The 14,409-nt window shown below is 70.4% G+C and carries 14 protein-coding genes; 10 read left to right on the forward strand and 4 right to left on the reverse strand.

The genetic code is table 11. The features are described 5' to 3' along the window. Positions 1–48 precede the first annotated feature (48 nt). The 6 genes from ACIHAO_RS22285 (at position 49) to ACIHAO_RS22310 (ending at position 6,176) form a co-directional block, all read left to right on the forward strand. Positions 49–2,250, forward strand: coding sequence for a SulP family inorganic anion transporter (locus ACIHAO_RS22285; protein ID WP_396560921.1), 2,202 nt, complete (start codon positions 49–51; stop codon positions 2,248–2,250). Positions 2,251–2,298: 48 nt separating this feature from the next. Next, positions 2,299–3,021: a dethiobiotin synthase gene (bioD, locus tag ACIHAO_RS22290; protein WP_396560636.1), complete on the forward strand. Its 723-nt coding sequence runs from the start codon at positions 2,299–2,301 to the stop codon at positions 3,019–3,021. Positions 3,022–3,105: 84 nt separating this feature from the next. Beyond that, positions 3,106–4,122 (forward strand): biotin synthase BioB, encoded by a 1,017-nt coding sequence (gene bioB, locus ACIHAO_RS22295; protein WP_125787900.1) that lies wholly within the window; start codon positions 3,106–3,108, stop codon positions 4,120–4,122. Continuing rightward, positions 4,109–4,312, forward strand: a complete 204-nt coding sequence (locus ACIHAO_RS22300; RefSeq protein WP_396560639.1) for a hypothetical protein — start codon at positions 4,109–4,111, stop codon at positions 4,310–4,312. The genes bioB and ACIHAO_RS22300 overlap by 14 nt, the downstream gene beginning before the upstream one ends. A gap of 153 nt (positions 4,313–4,465) precedes the next feature. Then, positions 4,466–5,071, forward strand: coding sequence for a DUF2567 domain-containing protein (locus tag ACIHAO_RS22305; protein ID WP_396560641.1), 606 nt, complete (start codon positions 4,466–4,468; stop codon positions 5,069–5,071). Positions 5,072–5,117: 46 nt separating this feature from the next. Beyond that, positions 5,118–6,176, forward strand: a complete 1,059-nt coding sequence (locus ACIHAO_RS22310) for a M48 family metallopeptidase (RefSeq protein WP_396560646.1) — start codon at positions 5,118–5,120, stop codon at positions 6,174–6,176. Between the two features lie 152 nt (positions 6,177–6,328). Here the strand turns inward: ACIHAO_RS22310 and ACIHAO_RS22315 are convergent, their stop codons facing one another. Both ACIHAO_RS22315 and ACIHAO_RS22320 read right to left on the reverse strand, forming a co-directional pair. Further along, entirely contained in the window at positions 6,329–7,045 is a 717-nt protein-coding gene (locus ACIHAO_RS22315; RefSeq protein ID WP_125794869.1) for an LON peptidase substrate-binding domain-containing protein, read from the reverse strand. 40 nt (positions 7,046–7,085) lie between these two features. Then, positions 7,086–7,721, reverse strand: coding sequence for an NUDIX domain-containing protein (locus tag ACIHAO_RS22320; RefSeq protein ID WP_125787895.1), 636 nt, complete (start codon positions 7,719–7,721; stop codon positions 7,086–7,088). A gap of 115 nt (positions 7,722–7,836) precedes the next feature. On the opposite strand from ACIHAO_RS22320, the gene nadA reads away from it, so the two are divergent. From nadA to ACIHAO_RS22340, 4 genes are read left to right on the forward strand one after another with little or no spacing between them, the layout of a single operon-like run. Further along, positions 7,837–8,847, forward strand: coding sequence for a quinolinate synthase NadA (gene nadA / locus ACIHAO_RS22325; protein WP_396560649.1), 1,011 nt, complete (start codon positions 7,837–7,839; stop codon positions 8,845–8,847). After that, positions 8,844–10,499: an L-aspartate oxidase gene (locus tag ACIHAO_RS22330; RefSeq protein WP_396560651.1), complete on the forward strand. Its 1,656-nt coding sequence runs from the start codon at positions 8,844–8,846 to the stop codon at positions 10,497–10,499. The genes nadA and ACIHAO_RS22330 overlap by 4 nt, the downstream gene beginning before the upstream one ends. Next, positions 10,496–11,386, forward strand: coding sequence for a carboxylating nicotinate-nucleotide diphosphorylase (gene nadC / locus ACIHAO_RS22335; protein WP_396560653.1), 891 nt, complete (start codon positions 10,496–10,498; stop codon positions 11,384–11,386). Before ACIHAO_RS22330 ends, nadC begins: the two co-directional genes overlap by 4 nt. 46 nt (positions 11,387–11,432) lie before the next feature. Continuing rightward, the gene (locus tag ACIHAO_RS22340; protein WP_396560655.1) at positions 11,433–12,602 is read left to right on the forward strand and encodes a S8 family serine peptidase; all 1,170 of its coding nucleotides are present in this window, start codon (positions 11,433–11,435) and stop codon (positions 12,600–12,602) included. A 64-nt stretch (positions 12,603–12,666) separates the two neighbouring features. Here ACIHAO_RS22340 and ACIHAO_RS22345 read toward each other — a convergent pair whose 3' ends face one another. Together ACIHAO_RS22345 and ACIHAO_RS22350 are read right to left on the reverse strand one after the other, a co-directional pair. After that, positions 12,667–13,047: a hypothetical protein gene (locus ACIHAO_RS22345; protein ID WP_396560657.1), complete on the reverse strand. Its 381-nt coding sequence runs from the start codon at positions 13,045–13,047 to the stop codon at positions 12,667–12,669. A gap of 10 nt (positions 13,048–13,057) precedes the next feature. Next, positions 13,058–14,404 carry an alpha/beta hydrolase gene (locus tag ACIHAO_RS22350; protein ID WP_396560659.1) on the reverse strand — a complete coding sequence of 449 codons (1,347 nt, stop codon included), beginning with the start codon at positions 14,402–14,404 and terminating at the stop codon, positions 13,058–13,060. Between the last annotated feature and the right edge of the window lie 5 nt (positions 14,405–14,409).

Consider the following 14,409-nt stretch of genomic DNA (forward strand, 5'->3'; position numbering starts at 1 on the left):
GATAGGGTGGTGCATATCGGACAATTCACCAGTTACCTGGTGATCATGATGGTGATCATCAAAAAACCTCTCGCCGTGCTCCGGCACGACCTGCCCGCCTCGCTGGTGGTGTTCCTCGTCGCCGTCCCGCTCTCACTCGGGATCGCTCTCGCGTCGGGGGCGCCGATCGTCGCGGGGTTGATCGCCGCCGTGGTGGGAGGTGTGGTCGCCGGAGCCCTCGGCGGCTCCCCGCTTCAGGTCAGCGGTCCGGCCGCCGGGTTGACGGTGATCATGGCCGAAACCATCGCCACCTTCGGCTGGGCGACCACCTGCGCGATCACCGTCGCCGCGGGCGCGCTCCAGATCCTGCTCGGGCTGAGCCGCATCGCCCGCGCGGCGCTCGCGATCTCGCCCGCCATCGTCCACGGCATGCTCGCCGGTATCGGCGTCACGATCGTCCTCGGCCAGCTCCATGTCGTACTGGGCGGAACGGCCCAGAGCTCGGCGCTCAAGAACATCGCCGAACTGCCCGCGCAGATCGTCGGCCACCACGACACCGCCGCGTTGATCGGCGTGCTCACCATCGGCATCCTGCTGCTGTGGCCGCGGCTTCCCCGGTCCGTCCGCAAGGTGCCCGGCCCGCTCGCCGCGATCGCGCTGGTGACCGTGCTGTCCGTCGCCACCGGGATGACCCTGCCCCGCGTCGACCTGCCGGGTGACCTGCTCAACATCCGCTTCGCGCCCGAATTCCCGGACGCGGGCTGGGGCGCCTTCGCCGTCGCGGTCATCACCATCGCGCTGATCGCCAGCGTGGAAAGCCTGCTGTCGGCCGTCGCCGTCGACAAGATGCACACCGGACCGCGGTCGAACCTCGACCGCGAGCTGATCGGGCAGGGCGCCGCGAACATGACCTCCGGCGCGCTGGGCGGTCTCCCGGTCACCGGCGTGATCGTCCGCAGTTCCACCAACGTCGCCGCCGGCGCCCGCACCCGGGTGTCCGCGATCCTGCACGGTGCCTGGATCCTGGTGTTCGTCGCCGCGTTCGCCGGGCTGATCCAGAACATCCCGCTCGCGGCGCTGGCGGGGCTGCTCGTCCACGTCGGCGCGAAACTGGTCAACCCCGGTCATATGAAGCAGGTCCTCAAACACGGTGATCTGGGGCTGTACCTGGTGACACTCGCCGGTGTCGTCGTCTTCGACCTGCTCACCGGCGTCCTGCTCGGTATCGCGCTTTCGGTGCTGCTGATGCTGCGGCGCACCGTGTGGTCCGGGATCCACGCCGAACGCGACGGCGACGAGTGGCGCGTCGTCGTCGAAGGTGTCCTGACGTTCCTCTCGGTGCCGAGGCTCAGCCGGGTGCTCGCGACCGTGCCCGACGGCGCGAAGGTGACCCTGGAGCTGGTCGTCGACTACCTCGACCACGCCGCTTTCGAGAGCCTTTCGAACTGGCAGCAGGCCCACGAACGCTCCGGCGGGCAAGTGACCGTCGACGAGGTCGGGCATCCGTGGTTCGCCAACGGCAAATCCGGCGATCCGACGCTGACCAGGACGGCCGCGATGCGTTCGGTGCCGCGGTTCCTCGCGCCGTGGTCGGACTGGCAGGCGAAGGACGTCGAGGTGCCCGGCCAGCGCGGCGGGCCCACACTGCGCGGGGCGACCGAGTTCCAGCGGCGCACGGCCGCGCTCATGCAACCCGCGCTCAGCAAACTGGCAGGCGGCCAGTCGCCGCACACCCTGTTCATCACCTGCGGCGACGCGCGGATCGTGCCGAACATGATCACCACGAGCGGGCCCGGCGACCTGTTCACCGTCCGCAACATCGGCAACCTGGTGCCCGCCCGCCGTGCCGACCCGTCGATGGGCGCCACCGTCGAGTTCGCCGTCGGCGTGCTGAAGGTGCGCGAGATCGTGGTCTGCGGGCATTCCGGCTGCGGCGCGATGCAGGCGCTGGCCACCGGCGCCCCCGACGGCGCGCCGATGCTGGCTTCCTGGCTGCGGCACGCCGAGCCGAGCGCGCGTCGCGACGTCCCGGTGACCCTCGACGGCGAACGTCCGGACAGGCACGTCGATCGGCTGGCGCTGCAGAACGTGCTTCAGCAGCTGGAGCACCTGCGCCACTATCCGCTGATCGCCGAGGCGGAGGCACGCGGCGAACTGCACCTGACCGGGATGTACTTCGACGTCGGGGCGGCGCAGGTCTACCTGTCGGACGACGAGAGCCCGGCGTTCGCCCCGGTCGGTGTCGTCGCCGTGCCCGAACAGGGCAGCTGACGGTCCCGTTCAGCCGTCCTCCACCCCGACCCACTAGATTCAACGCACGTGAGCATGCTGGTCATGACCGGCACCGGTACGGGTGTCGGCAAGACGATCTCCACCGCCGCCATCGCCGCGCTGGCCGCCGGTCAGGGCCAACGCGTCGCCGTGCTGAAACCGGCGCAGACCGGGGTCGGCCCGGACGAGCCGGGTGATCTCGCCGACGTGCTCCGGCTCGCCGGTCCGGTCACCACCCGTGAGCTGCGGCGTTACCCGGACCCGCTGTCGCCGGAGGCGGCGGCCAGGCTCTCGGGACTGCCGACGCTCGGCCCGAGTGAGATCGCCGCCGCGGCGAGCGACCTCAACGGCGAACACGACCTCACCCTCATCGAGGGCGCGGGCGGCCTGCTGGTCCGGTTCGACGCCGACGGGGCCACGCTGGCCGACGTCGCGTGGTCGCTCGGCGCACTGGTCATCCTCGTGGCCGAAGCCGGGCTGGGCACGCTCAACGCGACCGCGCTGACCGCCGAGGTCGCGACCAAACGCGGGCTCACCGTGGCCGGCGTGATCATCGGCTCGTGGCCGGAGGAGCCGGATCTGGCGGCGGTGTCGAACCTGCGTGACCTGCCGGTCGCCGCCGGTGCCCCGCTGCTGGGCGTGCTGCCCGCCGGGCTGGGCACGGCCACTCCGGAGGAGTTCGCCGACCGGGCGAGGGCCGGCCTCTCGCCGTGGTTCGGCGGGGAGTTCGACCCGGAATGCTTCGTCGGCCAGGCGTCGGCCAAGAAGTGACCTGCGTCGCTGTGGCCGAGGCACCCGGTCGTGCACGATGATGTGCCTTTGCTTCACCGCCCCACCCCGAACAGGAGCCGCCCCGTGACCACAGCCCCGGAGACCGTCGACATCCTCGCCGTGGCGCGCGACCAGGTCCTCGAGCGTGGTGTCGGACTCGCCGAAGAGCAGATCCTCGAAGTCCTGCGGCTCGACGACGACCACCTGACCGACCTGCTGGCGCTGGCCCACGAGGTCCGGATGCGCTGGTGCGGCCCCGAGGTCGAGGTCGAGGGCATCATCAGCCTCAAGACCGGCGGCTGCCCCGAGGACTGCCACTTCTGCTCGCAGTCCGGTCGGTTCCCGACGCCGGTGCGTTCGGCGTGGCTGGACATCCCCGGCCTGGTCAAGGCCGCCCGCCAGACCGCGGAGACCGGCGCGACCGAGTTCTGCATCGTCGCCGCCGTCCGCGGCCCCGACAAGCGGCTGCTCTCGCAGGTCCGCGAGGGGATCAAGGCCATCCGCGAGGACGGCAACGACATCCAGATCGCCTGCTCGCTCGGCATGCTCACCCAGGAGCAGGTCGACGAACTCGTCGAGATGGGCGTGCACCGCTACAACCACAACCTGGAGACCGCGCGGTCGCATTTCGCGAACGTCGTCACCACGCACACGTGGGAAGAGCGCTGGGAGACGCTGCGCATGATCCGCGAGGCGGGCATGGAGGTCTGCTGCGGCGGCATCATCGGCATGGGGGAGAGCATCGAGCAGCGCGCCGAGTTCGCCGCGCAGCTGGCCGAGCTGAACCCCGACGAGTGCACGATGAACTTCCTCATCCCGCAGCCGGGTACGCCGTATGAGGGCTACGAGATCGTCGAGGGCAAGGACGCGCTGCGCACCGTGGCCGCGTTCCGGCTGGCGATGCCCCGCCCGCTGCTCCGCTTCTCCGGGGGCCGTGAGCTGACCTTCGGTGACCTCGGTACCAAGCAGGGCATGCTCGGCGGCATCAACGCGATCATCGTCGGCAACTACCTGACCAACCTCGGCCGTCCGGCCACCGCGGACCTGGAGATGCTCGACGAGCTGAAGATGCCGGTGAAGGCGATCAGTGACGTCCTCTGACTCGCCCGCGTTCTGTGTCCACTGTGGACAGACGTCCGACGGTGGCGCGGAACATCCCGCTTGTCACAACCGGAGAACGGCACTCGAACCGCCGCGCTACTGCACGTACTGCGCGCGGCGGATGGTCGTCCAGATCACCCCGGTCGGCTGGACGGCCAAGTGCAGCCGTCACGGCTCTCTCGACGGCTGACCACCCACCCGCAATTCGTCATCTAATTGCGGTGGTTGCGGGCGCAACCACCGCAACCAGATGACGAATTGCGGGGGATGCGTGGCGGGTCGCGTGCGCTGGGGGCGTTATTGGTTACGCTCTGCACAAGCAGCTTGAGGGAGGAGTCCGGGGTTGGGCGAGACGACCGGTAAACCGGCGCACCTGTCTTCCAGCGTGCCCGACCCCTGGTCGGTGCCCGTGCTGCCGAGGCCGCGCCGCCCGTTCCCCAAGGTCGTGGTCAAGGCCGATCTGCTGCCGGCGGTGAGCGTCCTGTCCACGGCGGGACTGCTCGGCTTCCCGCTGGCCTGGCTGTGGGCGCGGCTCGCGCCGCCTCAGCGGATGCGGGTGATCAACGACCGCGGCGGCCTCGCCCCGCTGGAACTCGAGAGCTGGCACCGCTTCGACGACCTGGCCGTCTACGGTTTCCTCGCGCTCGGCGCCGGGCTGCTGATCGGCATCGTGACCTGGATGCTGCGGGAGCGCCGCGGCCCGGTCGTGCTGATCGCCGCGACCGGCGGCGCGACCCTCGCGGGCTGGCTGGGGACGACGATGGGGGTCGCGTTCGCCAACGGCCGCTACGAGATCGCCTCGACGCCCGCGGTCGGCGACGTCATCGCGAAGGCACCGCAGATCGAATCCCCGTGGATCATGCTCGCCGCGCCGCTGATGACCACGCTGGCCTACACGCTGCTGACCGCGTGGAACGGACGGGAAGACCTGGGTCGCCGCCTCGGCTGACGAATTTCCTCTAGGGTGGGCGGCAACTTCTCTAGGGGGCTTACTCTTGACCGACGACATCGAGGTTTCCCGGCACAACGCCGTCCGCTTCCCGGGCATCAGCCCGCGTGCCTACGAACACCCCGTCGACCGCGGCGCCTTGGCCACCTTGCGCGCGGTTCCCGGATTCGCGCAGGTCGTGAAGGCGGTTTCCGGTTTCTACGCCGAACGCGGCGAGCGGCTCATGGCGCTCGCGTCCGGAATCCGGGTCGGCCCGACGCAGTATCCGGAGCTGGACAAGCTGCGCAACGAATGCGCCGAAACACTCGACCTCGACCGCGTGCCGAACCTGTTCGTCGCCCGCAGCCCCGAGGTCAACGCGCAGACGATCGGCATGGACGAGCCGTTCATCGTGCTCAACACCGCGGCCGTCGAGGCGATGGACCTCGCGTCGCTGCGGTTCGTGATCGGGCACGAGATGGGGCACGTGCTGTCCGGGCACGCGGTGTACCGCACGATCCTGCTGCGGCTGATCAATCTCCAGATGTCGATGTCGTGGACGCCGGTGAGCGCGATCGGCATCCGCGTCGTCATCGCCGCGCTGCGCGAGTGGTACCGCAAGGCCGAACTGTCCTGCGACCGCGCCGGGCTGCTGTGCTCGCAGGACCCGACGGCGGCGCTGCGCTCGCAGATCCTCGTCGCGGGCGGGATCGACCCGTCGAAGATCGACATCCCGGCCTTCCTGAAGCAGGCGGCGGAATACGAGTCGGTCGAGGACATCCGCGACAGCTACCTGAAGCTGCGCTACGTCGAGACGATGTCGCATCCGCTGGCCGTCGTGCGTGCCGCGCAACTGCAGAAGTGGGCCGCGTCGGAGGACTACCGGGGGATCCTGGCCGGCGAGTACCCGCGCCGCGACGCGGACGCGCCGTCGTCCAACTGGACCGACGACCTGAAGTCGGCCGCGAAATCGTACAAGGATTCTTGGAACAGCTCGGCCGACCCGCTGACGAAGGTGTTCAGCGACGTCGGCGAGGCGGTGTCCGGTGCGGCGGGGAAGGTGTGGAGCAAGTTCGGCGGGGGCAACGGTTCGGACGAGGAGTCCACACCGGAGTCGGGTAAGTAGCGTTTCGCGAGTGTCATGCAAGGGTCGTTCAGGACGTTTCTTGTCCTGAACGACCCTTTCATGACACGGGGGCAGAACCTCGCGCGTGCTATGAAAGGCCCCTTCATTGCAAAATTTGCAATGAAGGGGCCTTTCATAGCGCTTGAGGGGGCTCAGTTCAGGTTCGAGGGGCGGGTGAACTCGCCGAGTTCCCCCGGCGGCATCGGGACCGCGCCGAGGGTGCTGAGGAACCCGGCCTCCCGCGTGAGCAGCCGGCACGCGATCCGCAGCCGTCGCAGCGGGTTGGTCTCTTCCAGCAGGCGCTGCCGGTCCTCCAACGGGAGGAGGCAGTCCGCGGTGAGCCGGTAGGCGAGGGCCGCGATGTCGCCGTCCTCGGGCGGGGTGGTCCAGTCGTCGGCGTCCCAGGCGGATTCGCAGTAGCGCCGGTGCGCGGCCTTCGCGACGTCGGCGAGCCTGTTCACGGTGTCGCCGGGCACCGTGGCGACCTGGTCGTCGGGTACCCATTCGACCGAGCCGATCAGGTACGGCGCGGAAACGCGGTCGATCTCGAGCAGCCGGAACCGGCGCCGCGCGGTGGTGACGACGTCGAATCTGCCGTCCGGCAGCCGTTTCGCCTCGCGCAGCACCGTGCTGCAGCCGACTTCGTGGACGTGCTCCGGCCCGCTGACCTCCCTGACCATCGCCGAACGCAGCGCGATCACCCCGAACTCGCGGTCCGGGATGACCTCGCCGACGAGGTCCGCCATCAGCTGCCGGTACCGCGGTTCGAAGATGTGCAACGGGAGGTGTGTTCCGGGCAGAAGCACGGTCTGTAGCGGGAACAGCGGCAAGATCGCCTTCCCGGTGGACTCCTCGCTCGGCTCGGTCACCCGTTCAAGGTACGGGGACCGAGGGGACTTCGCAGGACGGTCACTTCCGGGCGGGCGGGCGGAACACCGCGAACGGGTCGGTGATCTGCATCCCCTTGCCCGCGAAGGAGAAGAGCGCCGCCGGACGGCCGCCGCTGCGGCCCGGCGGGGCGGTGTGCCCGGTGGGCAGGAGCAGTCCGCGCCGGGACAGCACACGCTGCAGGTTCGTCGCGGACACCCGGTAACCCAGCGCAGCCGAGTACAGCCCCCGCAACGCCGATACGGTGAACTCTTCCGGGGCGAGCGCGAACCCGAGATTCGTGTAACAGAGCTTCGAGCGGAGCCGGTCGCGGGCGCGCAGCACGATGGACTCGTGGTCGAACGCCGTCCGCGGCAGCGCGGAGACGTCGTGCCATTCGGTGTCTTCCGGGATCTCGGGGTCCACATCGGACGGTACGAGGCCGAGGAACGCCGTCGCGACGACGCGCGGGCCCGGCACCCGGTCCGGCGCGCTGAAGACCGCCAGTTGCTCCACATGCTTCAACTGGCGTACGTCGACCTTCTCCGCGAGCTGCCGCCGGATGGACGCCTCGACGTCTTCATCCGGGCGAAGCCTTCCGCCGGGAAGAGACCAGCGGCCCAGATGGGGATCGAGCGCCCGCCGCCACAGCAGGACCCGGAGTGTGTCCGAGCGCACTTGCAGGACCGCTCCCAAAACCTCGTGGGCGAGGGGGGTCTGGGTGTTAAGATGACTTCGCACGGTTTTCGATTATAAGGCGAAAACCGGAGACAGGTCCAGGAGGGCCAGAACGATGACGAGCACCCTGCAGAACGACCTGACCCCGTACGGCGGAGTTGTCGCCGACGCCGCTTGGGCGGAGGAGGTGCGGAGCCTCGCTCGCAAGCGCGACGCCGTCCTGCTCGCGCACAACTACCAGGTCCCCGAGATCCAGGACATCGCCGACTTCACCGGCGATTCCCTCGCGCTCAGCCGCATCGCGGCGAGCAGCGACGCGTCCACCATCGTCTTCTGCGGCGTGCACTTCATGGCCGAGACGGCGAAGATCCTGGCGCCGGAGAAGACGGTCCTGATCCCGGACGCGCGAGCGGGCTGCTCGCTCGCGGACTCGATCACCGGCGACCAGCTGCGCGCCTGGAAGGCCGAGCACCCCGGCGCCGTCGTCGTCTCGTACGTGAACACTACGGCCGAGGTCAAGGCGGAAACCGACATCTGCTGCACCTCGTCGAACGCCGTCGACGTGGTCGCTTCCATCCCCGCTGACCAGGAGGTTCTGTTCCTGCCGGACCAGTTCCTCGGCGCGCACGTCAAGCGGGTGACCGGCCGGGAGAACATGCACATCTGGGCGGGCGAGTGCCACGTGCACGCCGGGATCAACGGCGCGGAGCTGGCCGAGCGGGCCGCCGAGAATCCGGACGCGGACCTGTTCATCCACCCGGAATGCGGCTGCGCGACCTCGGCGCTGTACCTCGCCGGCGAGGGTGCGGTCGCCCCCGAGCGGGTCAAGATCCTCTCGACCGGCGACATGGTCCACGCCGCCCGTGACACCAAGGCGAAGTCGGTGCTCGTGGCCACCGAGATCGGGATGATCCACCAGCTGCGCAAGGCCGCGCCGGAGATCGACTTCCGCGCCGTGAACGACCGGGCGTCCTGCCGGTACATGAAGATGATCACGCCCGCCGCTCTGCTGCGGTCGCTGCGGGAGGGCGCCGACGAGGTTCACGTCGACGTCGAGACCGCCGCCCGTGCCCGCGCTTCCGTGCAGCGCATGATCGAGATCGGGCAGCCTGGCGGCGGAGAATGACCGACCCGGTTACCGCCTTTCAGGCGAAAACCTGCCCGGCGTGGGAGGCCGCCGCCGATCTCGTGGTGATCGGCAGCGGGGTCGCCGGGCTCACCGCCGCGCTGCGCGCGCGGGAGCTCGGGCTGCACGTCCTGGTGGTCACCAAGGCGGCGGTCTCCGACGGGAACACCCGCTGGGCGCAGGGCGGGGTCGCGGTCGTGCTGGAGGGTGAGCACGAGCGAGGCGACTCGGTCGGCAAACACGCGGCCGACACGCTCACCGCGGGCGCCGGGCTCTGCGACGAGAGCGCGGTCCGTTCGATCATCGCCGGTGGCCCGGCCGCGGTGGCCAGGTTGCGGGCGGAGGGCGCCCGTTTCGATCCGGCCGTCGAAGGCCGTGACGAACTGGCGCGCACTCGCGAAGGTGGCCACAGCGCTTTCCGCGTCATCCACGCCGGTGGCGACGCGACCGGTGCGGAGGTCGAGCGGACGCTGGTCGCGAAGGCCGGTGACCAGCGGATCCCGGTGCTGGAGCACCACATCGCCGTCGACGCGATCCGCACGCCCGCGGGCGAGGTCGTCGGCGTGACCGTCCTGGACCACAACGGTGTGCCCGGTGTCGTCCGGGCGCAGGCCGTGCTGCTGGCCAGCGGCGGGCTGGGGCAGCTCTACCAGGCGACGTCGAATCCGGAGATCGCCACGGGTGACGGGCTCGCGCTCGCGTTGCGCGCGGGGGCGCAGGTCGCGGACGTCGAGTTCGTCCAGTTCCACCCGACGGTCCTGTTCACGCCCGGCGCGCGCGGGCGCCTCCCGCTGGTCACCGAGGCGGTGCGCGGCGAGGGCGCGACCCTGCACGACGCGACGGGCGCCCCGGTCATGCGTGGGGTGCATCCACTCGGTGATCTCGCGCCCCGCGACGTCGTGTCGGCGGCGATCACGCGCCGGATGGGGCAGGCGCCCGGCGGTATCGACGACCACGTTTTCCTCGACGCGACAGGGATCTCCGGGTTCGCCAAGCGATTCCCGACCGTGCACGCGGCGTGCTCGGCGATCGGGCTGGACCCGGCGAAGGACCCGATCCCGGTCACGCCGGCGGCGCATTTCGCCTGCGGCGGTGTGGTGACCACTGTGGACGGACGTTCCGGTGTCCGCGGTCTCTACGCGGCGGGCGAGGTGGCGAGGACCGGCCTGCACGGCGCGAATCGCCTGGCCTCCAACAGTTTGCTCGAAGGGCTCGTCGTCGGGCAGCGGGTGGCGGAGGCGGTCGCCATCGATCTCGCCGCCGGCTTGCTGGCCGACCCGCGCCGCGGTGTGCTTCTGCCTCCGTCGAAGGTCGCGGTGGCCGACCGTGACGCGCTGCAGCGCGCGATGAGCCGCTACGCCGCGATCGGCCGGGACGCCGAAGGGCTTTCGGTCGTCGGTTCGGTGCTGGATCTTTCGGTGATCGAGAGTCCTTTGTGGACACCACGGATCGTGGAGGACGCGGCGCTCACCTTGGTGGCGGAGGCCTTGGTCGCGGCGGCCGCGCGCCGGACGGAGTCCCGCGGCTGCCACGTGCGGACCGATTTCCCCGAACGTGACGACAACGTCTGGCAACGCGGCCAGCTCATCCGGCTCAGCCCGTCCGGGCAGCCGGTGCTGGCCGATCCGATCGCTTTGGAGGGTGTGGCATGAGCGAATTCTCCCCGTGGGTCACCAAGGCGCTGGCCGATCACGGTCTCGACGTCCCCGATGTGCACCGCGTCGTCACCACGGCCTTGGCCGAGGATCTGCGGTACGGGCCCGACGCGACGACGAACGCCACCGTGCCCGAGTCCGCGACCGCGCTGGCCGAGCTCACGCCGAGGACGGCCGGGGTGGTCGCCGGGATCCCGGTGGCGCTGGCGGTGTTCGACGTCGTGCTCGGTGCGGAGCTGGAGATCCTGGCCGCGCGCGACGACGGCGACCGGCTGACCGCCGGCGAACCCGCGCTGGTGCTCCGCGGCCCGGTGCGTGGCCTGCTCACCGCCGAACGCACCGCGCTGAACCTGCTGTGCCATCTGTCCGGCATCGCCTCCGCGACCGCCGCCTGGGTGAGCGCCCTGGAGGGGACCGGTTGCCGGGTCAGGGATTCGCGCAAGACCCTGCCCGGACTGCGGTTGCTGGAGAAGTACGCGGTCCGCGCGGGCGGCGGGGTGAACCATCGGCTCGGCCTCGGTGACGCCGTGCTGATCAAGGACAACCACGTGGTCGCGGCCGGTTCGGTGACCGCCGCGCTCACGGCTGCGCGCGAGCACGCGCCCGAACTGCACTGCGAGGTCGAGGTCGACGACCTCGGCCAGCTGGAAGAGGCGCTCGCCGCGGGAGCCGACGAGGTGCTGCTGGACAACTTCACCCCCGACGAATGCGCGAAGGCCGTCGACAGGCGTGACGAGGTTTCACCGAAGACCCGCCTGGAATCCTCGGGCGGCCTGCGGCTGGACGTGGCGCGGGCGTACGCGGAGTCCGGTGTGGACTTCCTGGCGGTCGGCGCGCTCACCCATTCCTCGCCCGCGCTCGACCTCGGGATGGACCTGCGCTGACCTCCGGCAGTACGATTCCCTTGTGTGACAAGGGAATCCTGGAGGAATGGTGGGCTTTGCCGGTAAAACTGCCGTCGCGGGATGCGTCGCTTTCATGGCATCGCTCGGCATCGGAGTCCCGGCGACGGCGGTCGCCGAGCAGTGCGCGAATCCGACGGGCACCTACACCGCCGCCGTTCCGTGGGGGCAGCGGCTGATCGACCCCGTGCGGATCTGGCCGCTGTCGCGCGGCACCGGCCAGCTGGTCGCGGTGATCGGGACCGGGGTCGATGGTGGCAACGGCCAGTTCGCGCCCGGTCAGCTCGTCGGCGGCCAGGGCACCACGGCCGACGACTGCGACGGCCGGGGCACGATCGCCGCCGGGATCGTCGGCGCGCAACCGGATCCGTCCACGACGTTCACCGGGATCGCGCCCGGCGCCAAGATCCTGCCGATCCGGTACACGCAGGTGAACGGCGGCGGCGATCCCGGGCAGCTCGCGTCCGCCATCGAAACCGCGCTGAACCGCGGCGCCGGGATCATCCTGATCGCCGTCCCCGCGGCATCCGACAGTCCCGCGCTGACCGGCGCCGTCTCGCGTGCGAGGGAGAAAGGCGCGCTGATCATCTCTCCCGCCGCGGGGACACAGCAGGGCCAGACGTCGTACCCGACCGCGACGCCAGGGGTGCTCGCCGTGGGGTCGACGAACCAGACCGGTGCGGCGGTGCAGACGGAATCCGGTTCCTACGTGGGGATTTCCGCGCCCGGCGCCGAACTGGTCAGCACTTCCGCCGGCGCGGGCGGGACGGTGGCGCACCGGTGGCCGGTGAGTGACCCGAGCCTGGCCGCCGCGCATGTCGCCGGTGTCGCCGCGCTCGTGCGCGCGTATCACCCGGAGTTGTCGCCGGAGCAGGTCGTCGCCCGGCTGACGCTGACCGCGCACCGTGGCCCGGGTGGCGGTCACGATCCTCGGCGGGGCTGGGGCGCGATCGACGCCTACGCCGCCGTTTCCGCCTCGATCCCGGCCGGGACACCCGGCCCGGGAGGACCGCCGAGCGTCGCTCCGGACACCTTCGTCGTCCCCGCCGCCGCACCCGTCCGAGCCAACGCGGACAAGGTTTCCGGCGTTCTCGCCATCGCCGTGGTGGCCGCCGCCATCGCCGCGGGTGTGGTGGTGGCCGCGGTCCGGCGAGGCAAACGCCGGGGCTGGAAGCCTTCACGGTTCCGCGCCTCGTGAGCGGCAGCGGTGTACTGGGGGACACCGCCGCCACTCACGAGGTCTTTTCGCGACCCCCTGGGGTTTAGGGGACGACGGGTACGCAGGCCGTCGAGCCCACGATGGTCACGCCGTCGCCGACGCGGGAGACGTGCACGTTGAAGTCGGCGCCGTCGCGGCTGAACTGCGCGATCAGCTCACGCGGGTTGCTGCGGTCGCGTGTGCGCCAACCCTGGTTTTCCATCAAGGGCAGGACGACGTCGACGAGGGTGCGGACCGCGTCGGACGCGTCGTCCACGCGAAGGCCGTACTGCCAGCAGAGCGACCGGCCCGGCTGAGCCGGGTCGCAGTCCAGTTCGCCTTCCACGGTGCGCTCCGCGGCGGTGCCGAAGGTGCCCGCGACGCCGTCGATGACCGTCGCCAGGTCCTCGGCAAGCGGGTCGAGCGCGGTGTTCGTGGTGATCATGATGAACCTTTCACAAGCCTCTTCCGACGCCTTCGATGGCCATCTCGCGCAGCGAGCCGCCGGTGAAGCCCTCGTGCGTGACCGCGCCGCCGGTGATCACACCGTAGATGTTGTTCCACGAATCGGAACCCGGCTTGAGCACACCGCTGTGGGAATCGAAGCCCCACTGCAGGTCGCCGTTCGCGTCGCGGCCGGTTTCCAGTTCGACGACGCCGGGGAAGCGGTCGGGGTCCGCTCCGTGCCCGGCGCCGAGCCATTCGACGAGACCGGCGTTGCCCTGCGCGACCACGATCGGGTCGAAGGGGGCCGTCATGGAGTAGCGCTGCACACCGGCCTGGCTGGCCGGGAGGTCGTCCGGGTTCCAGATCCCGTGGCCCATCCCCGCGGACTCGACGTGCAGCACCTGATCGGTCCTGAGCCCGAGCTGCTCCGCGAGCCCCACGGTCGCGCCGCCGTAGCTGTGCCCGACGGCGGTGACCACGACACCCGGGCCGGCGTGGCTGTCGATCTGGCCGCGCAGTTCGTCACCGAACGCCTTGAGATCGGGCGCCATGGTCTGCGCGTAATGTGCGGCAGGCCCTTCGGTGATGACGTTCTGCGGAAAGACCCCGTCGGCCCAGACCACCATCGCGGTCCGCCCGGTGGCGTCCGCGGCGACCAGGCTCTTGCCGAGGTCGGCGTAGCTCTGGAAGTTGTCGAACGAGGTGTTGACGCCGGGGACGAACAACCCGACGTTGCGGGTGCCCGGTTCGATCCGGCCGACCAGTTCGGCGATCCGGCCGTTACCGGACGGATCGAACCGCAGGATCTGCCGGTCGTTGGCGAGGATGTCCTCGTACAACGCGATCCGGGTGCGCGCGTTCGCGATGTCGTCGGCTTTTCCGCCGTGTGCCAGGAGGTTCGCGAGCCGTTCGCGTTCGGAGGTCAGCGCGTCGGTGACCTTCGTGCGGTTCTCGGCGATCGCGGCCGCCCAGGATCCGGTGTCGGCCGCGCCGCCGACGCCCGCCGGATTCCCCGCCTTGGGCAACGGGTTCTCCGGCATGAGCGCCCGGTACGAAGCGGCGACCTGGACGTCGGCGCGCCGGTAACCGCCGGCCGCGGAGGTGAGCCCTTGATGGATCACCGTCGCCCTGGTGATCCGGCCGTCGAGTTTGCCCGCGACGTCCTTGATCGTCTTGGTGTACGTCGCCGATGCCGCGCCGGACGCCGAAACCTGGCCGAACGCGGCGGAGGGGATGTTCTCACCCGCCAGCGCGGTCTGCGCGGTCTTGAGCACGCCGGCACGCTGTTCGAGTTCCGCCGCCGCCGCTTCGAGCCTGGTGGGGGCGACTCGGTAACCGCCCGCACTGGATGCCATCACCG

The organism is Amycolatopsis sp. NPDC052450 (assembly GCF_044547565.1).
GTDB lineage: Bacteria > Actinomycetota > Actinomycetes > Mycobacteriales > Pseudonocardiaceae > Amycolatopsis.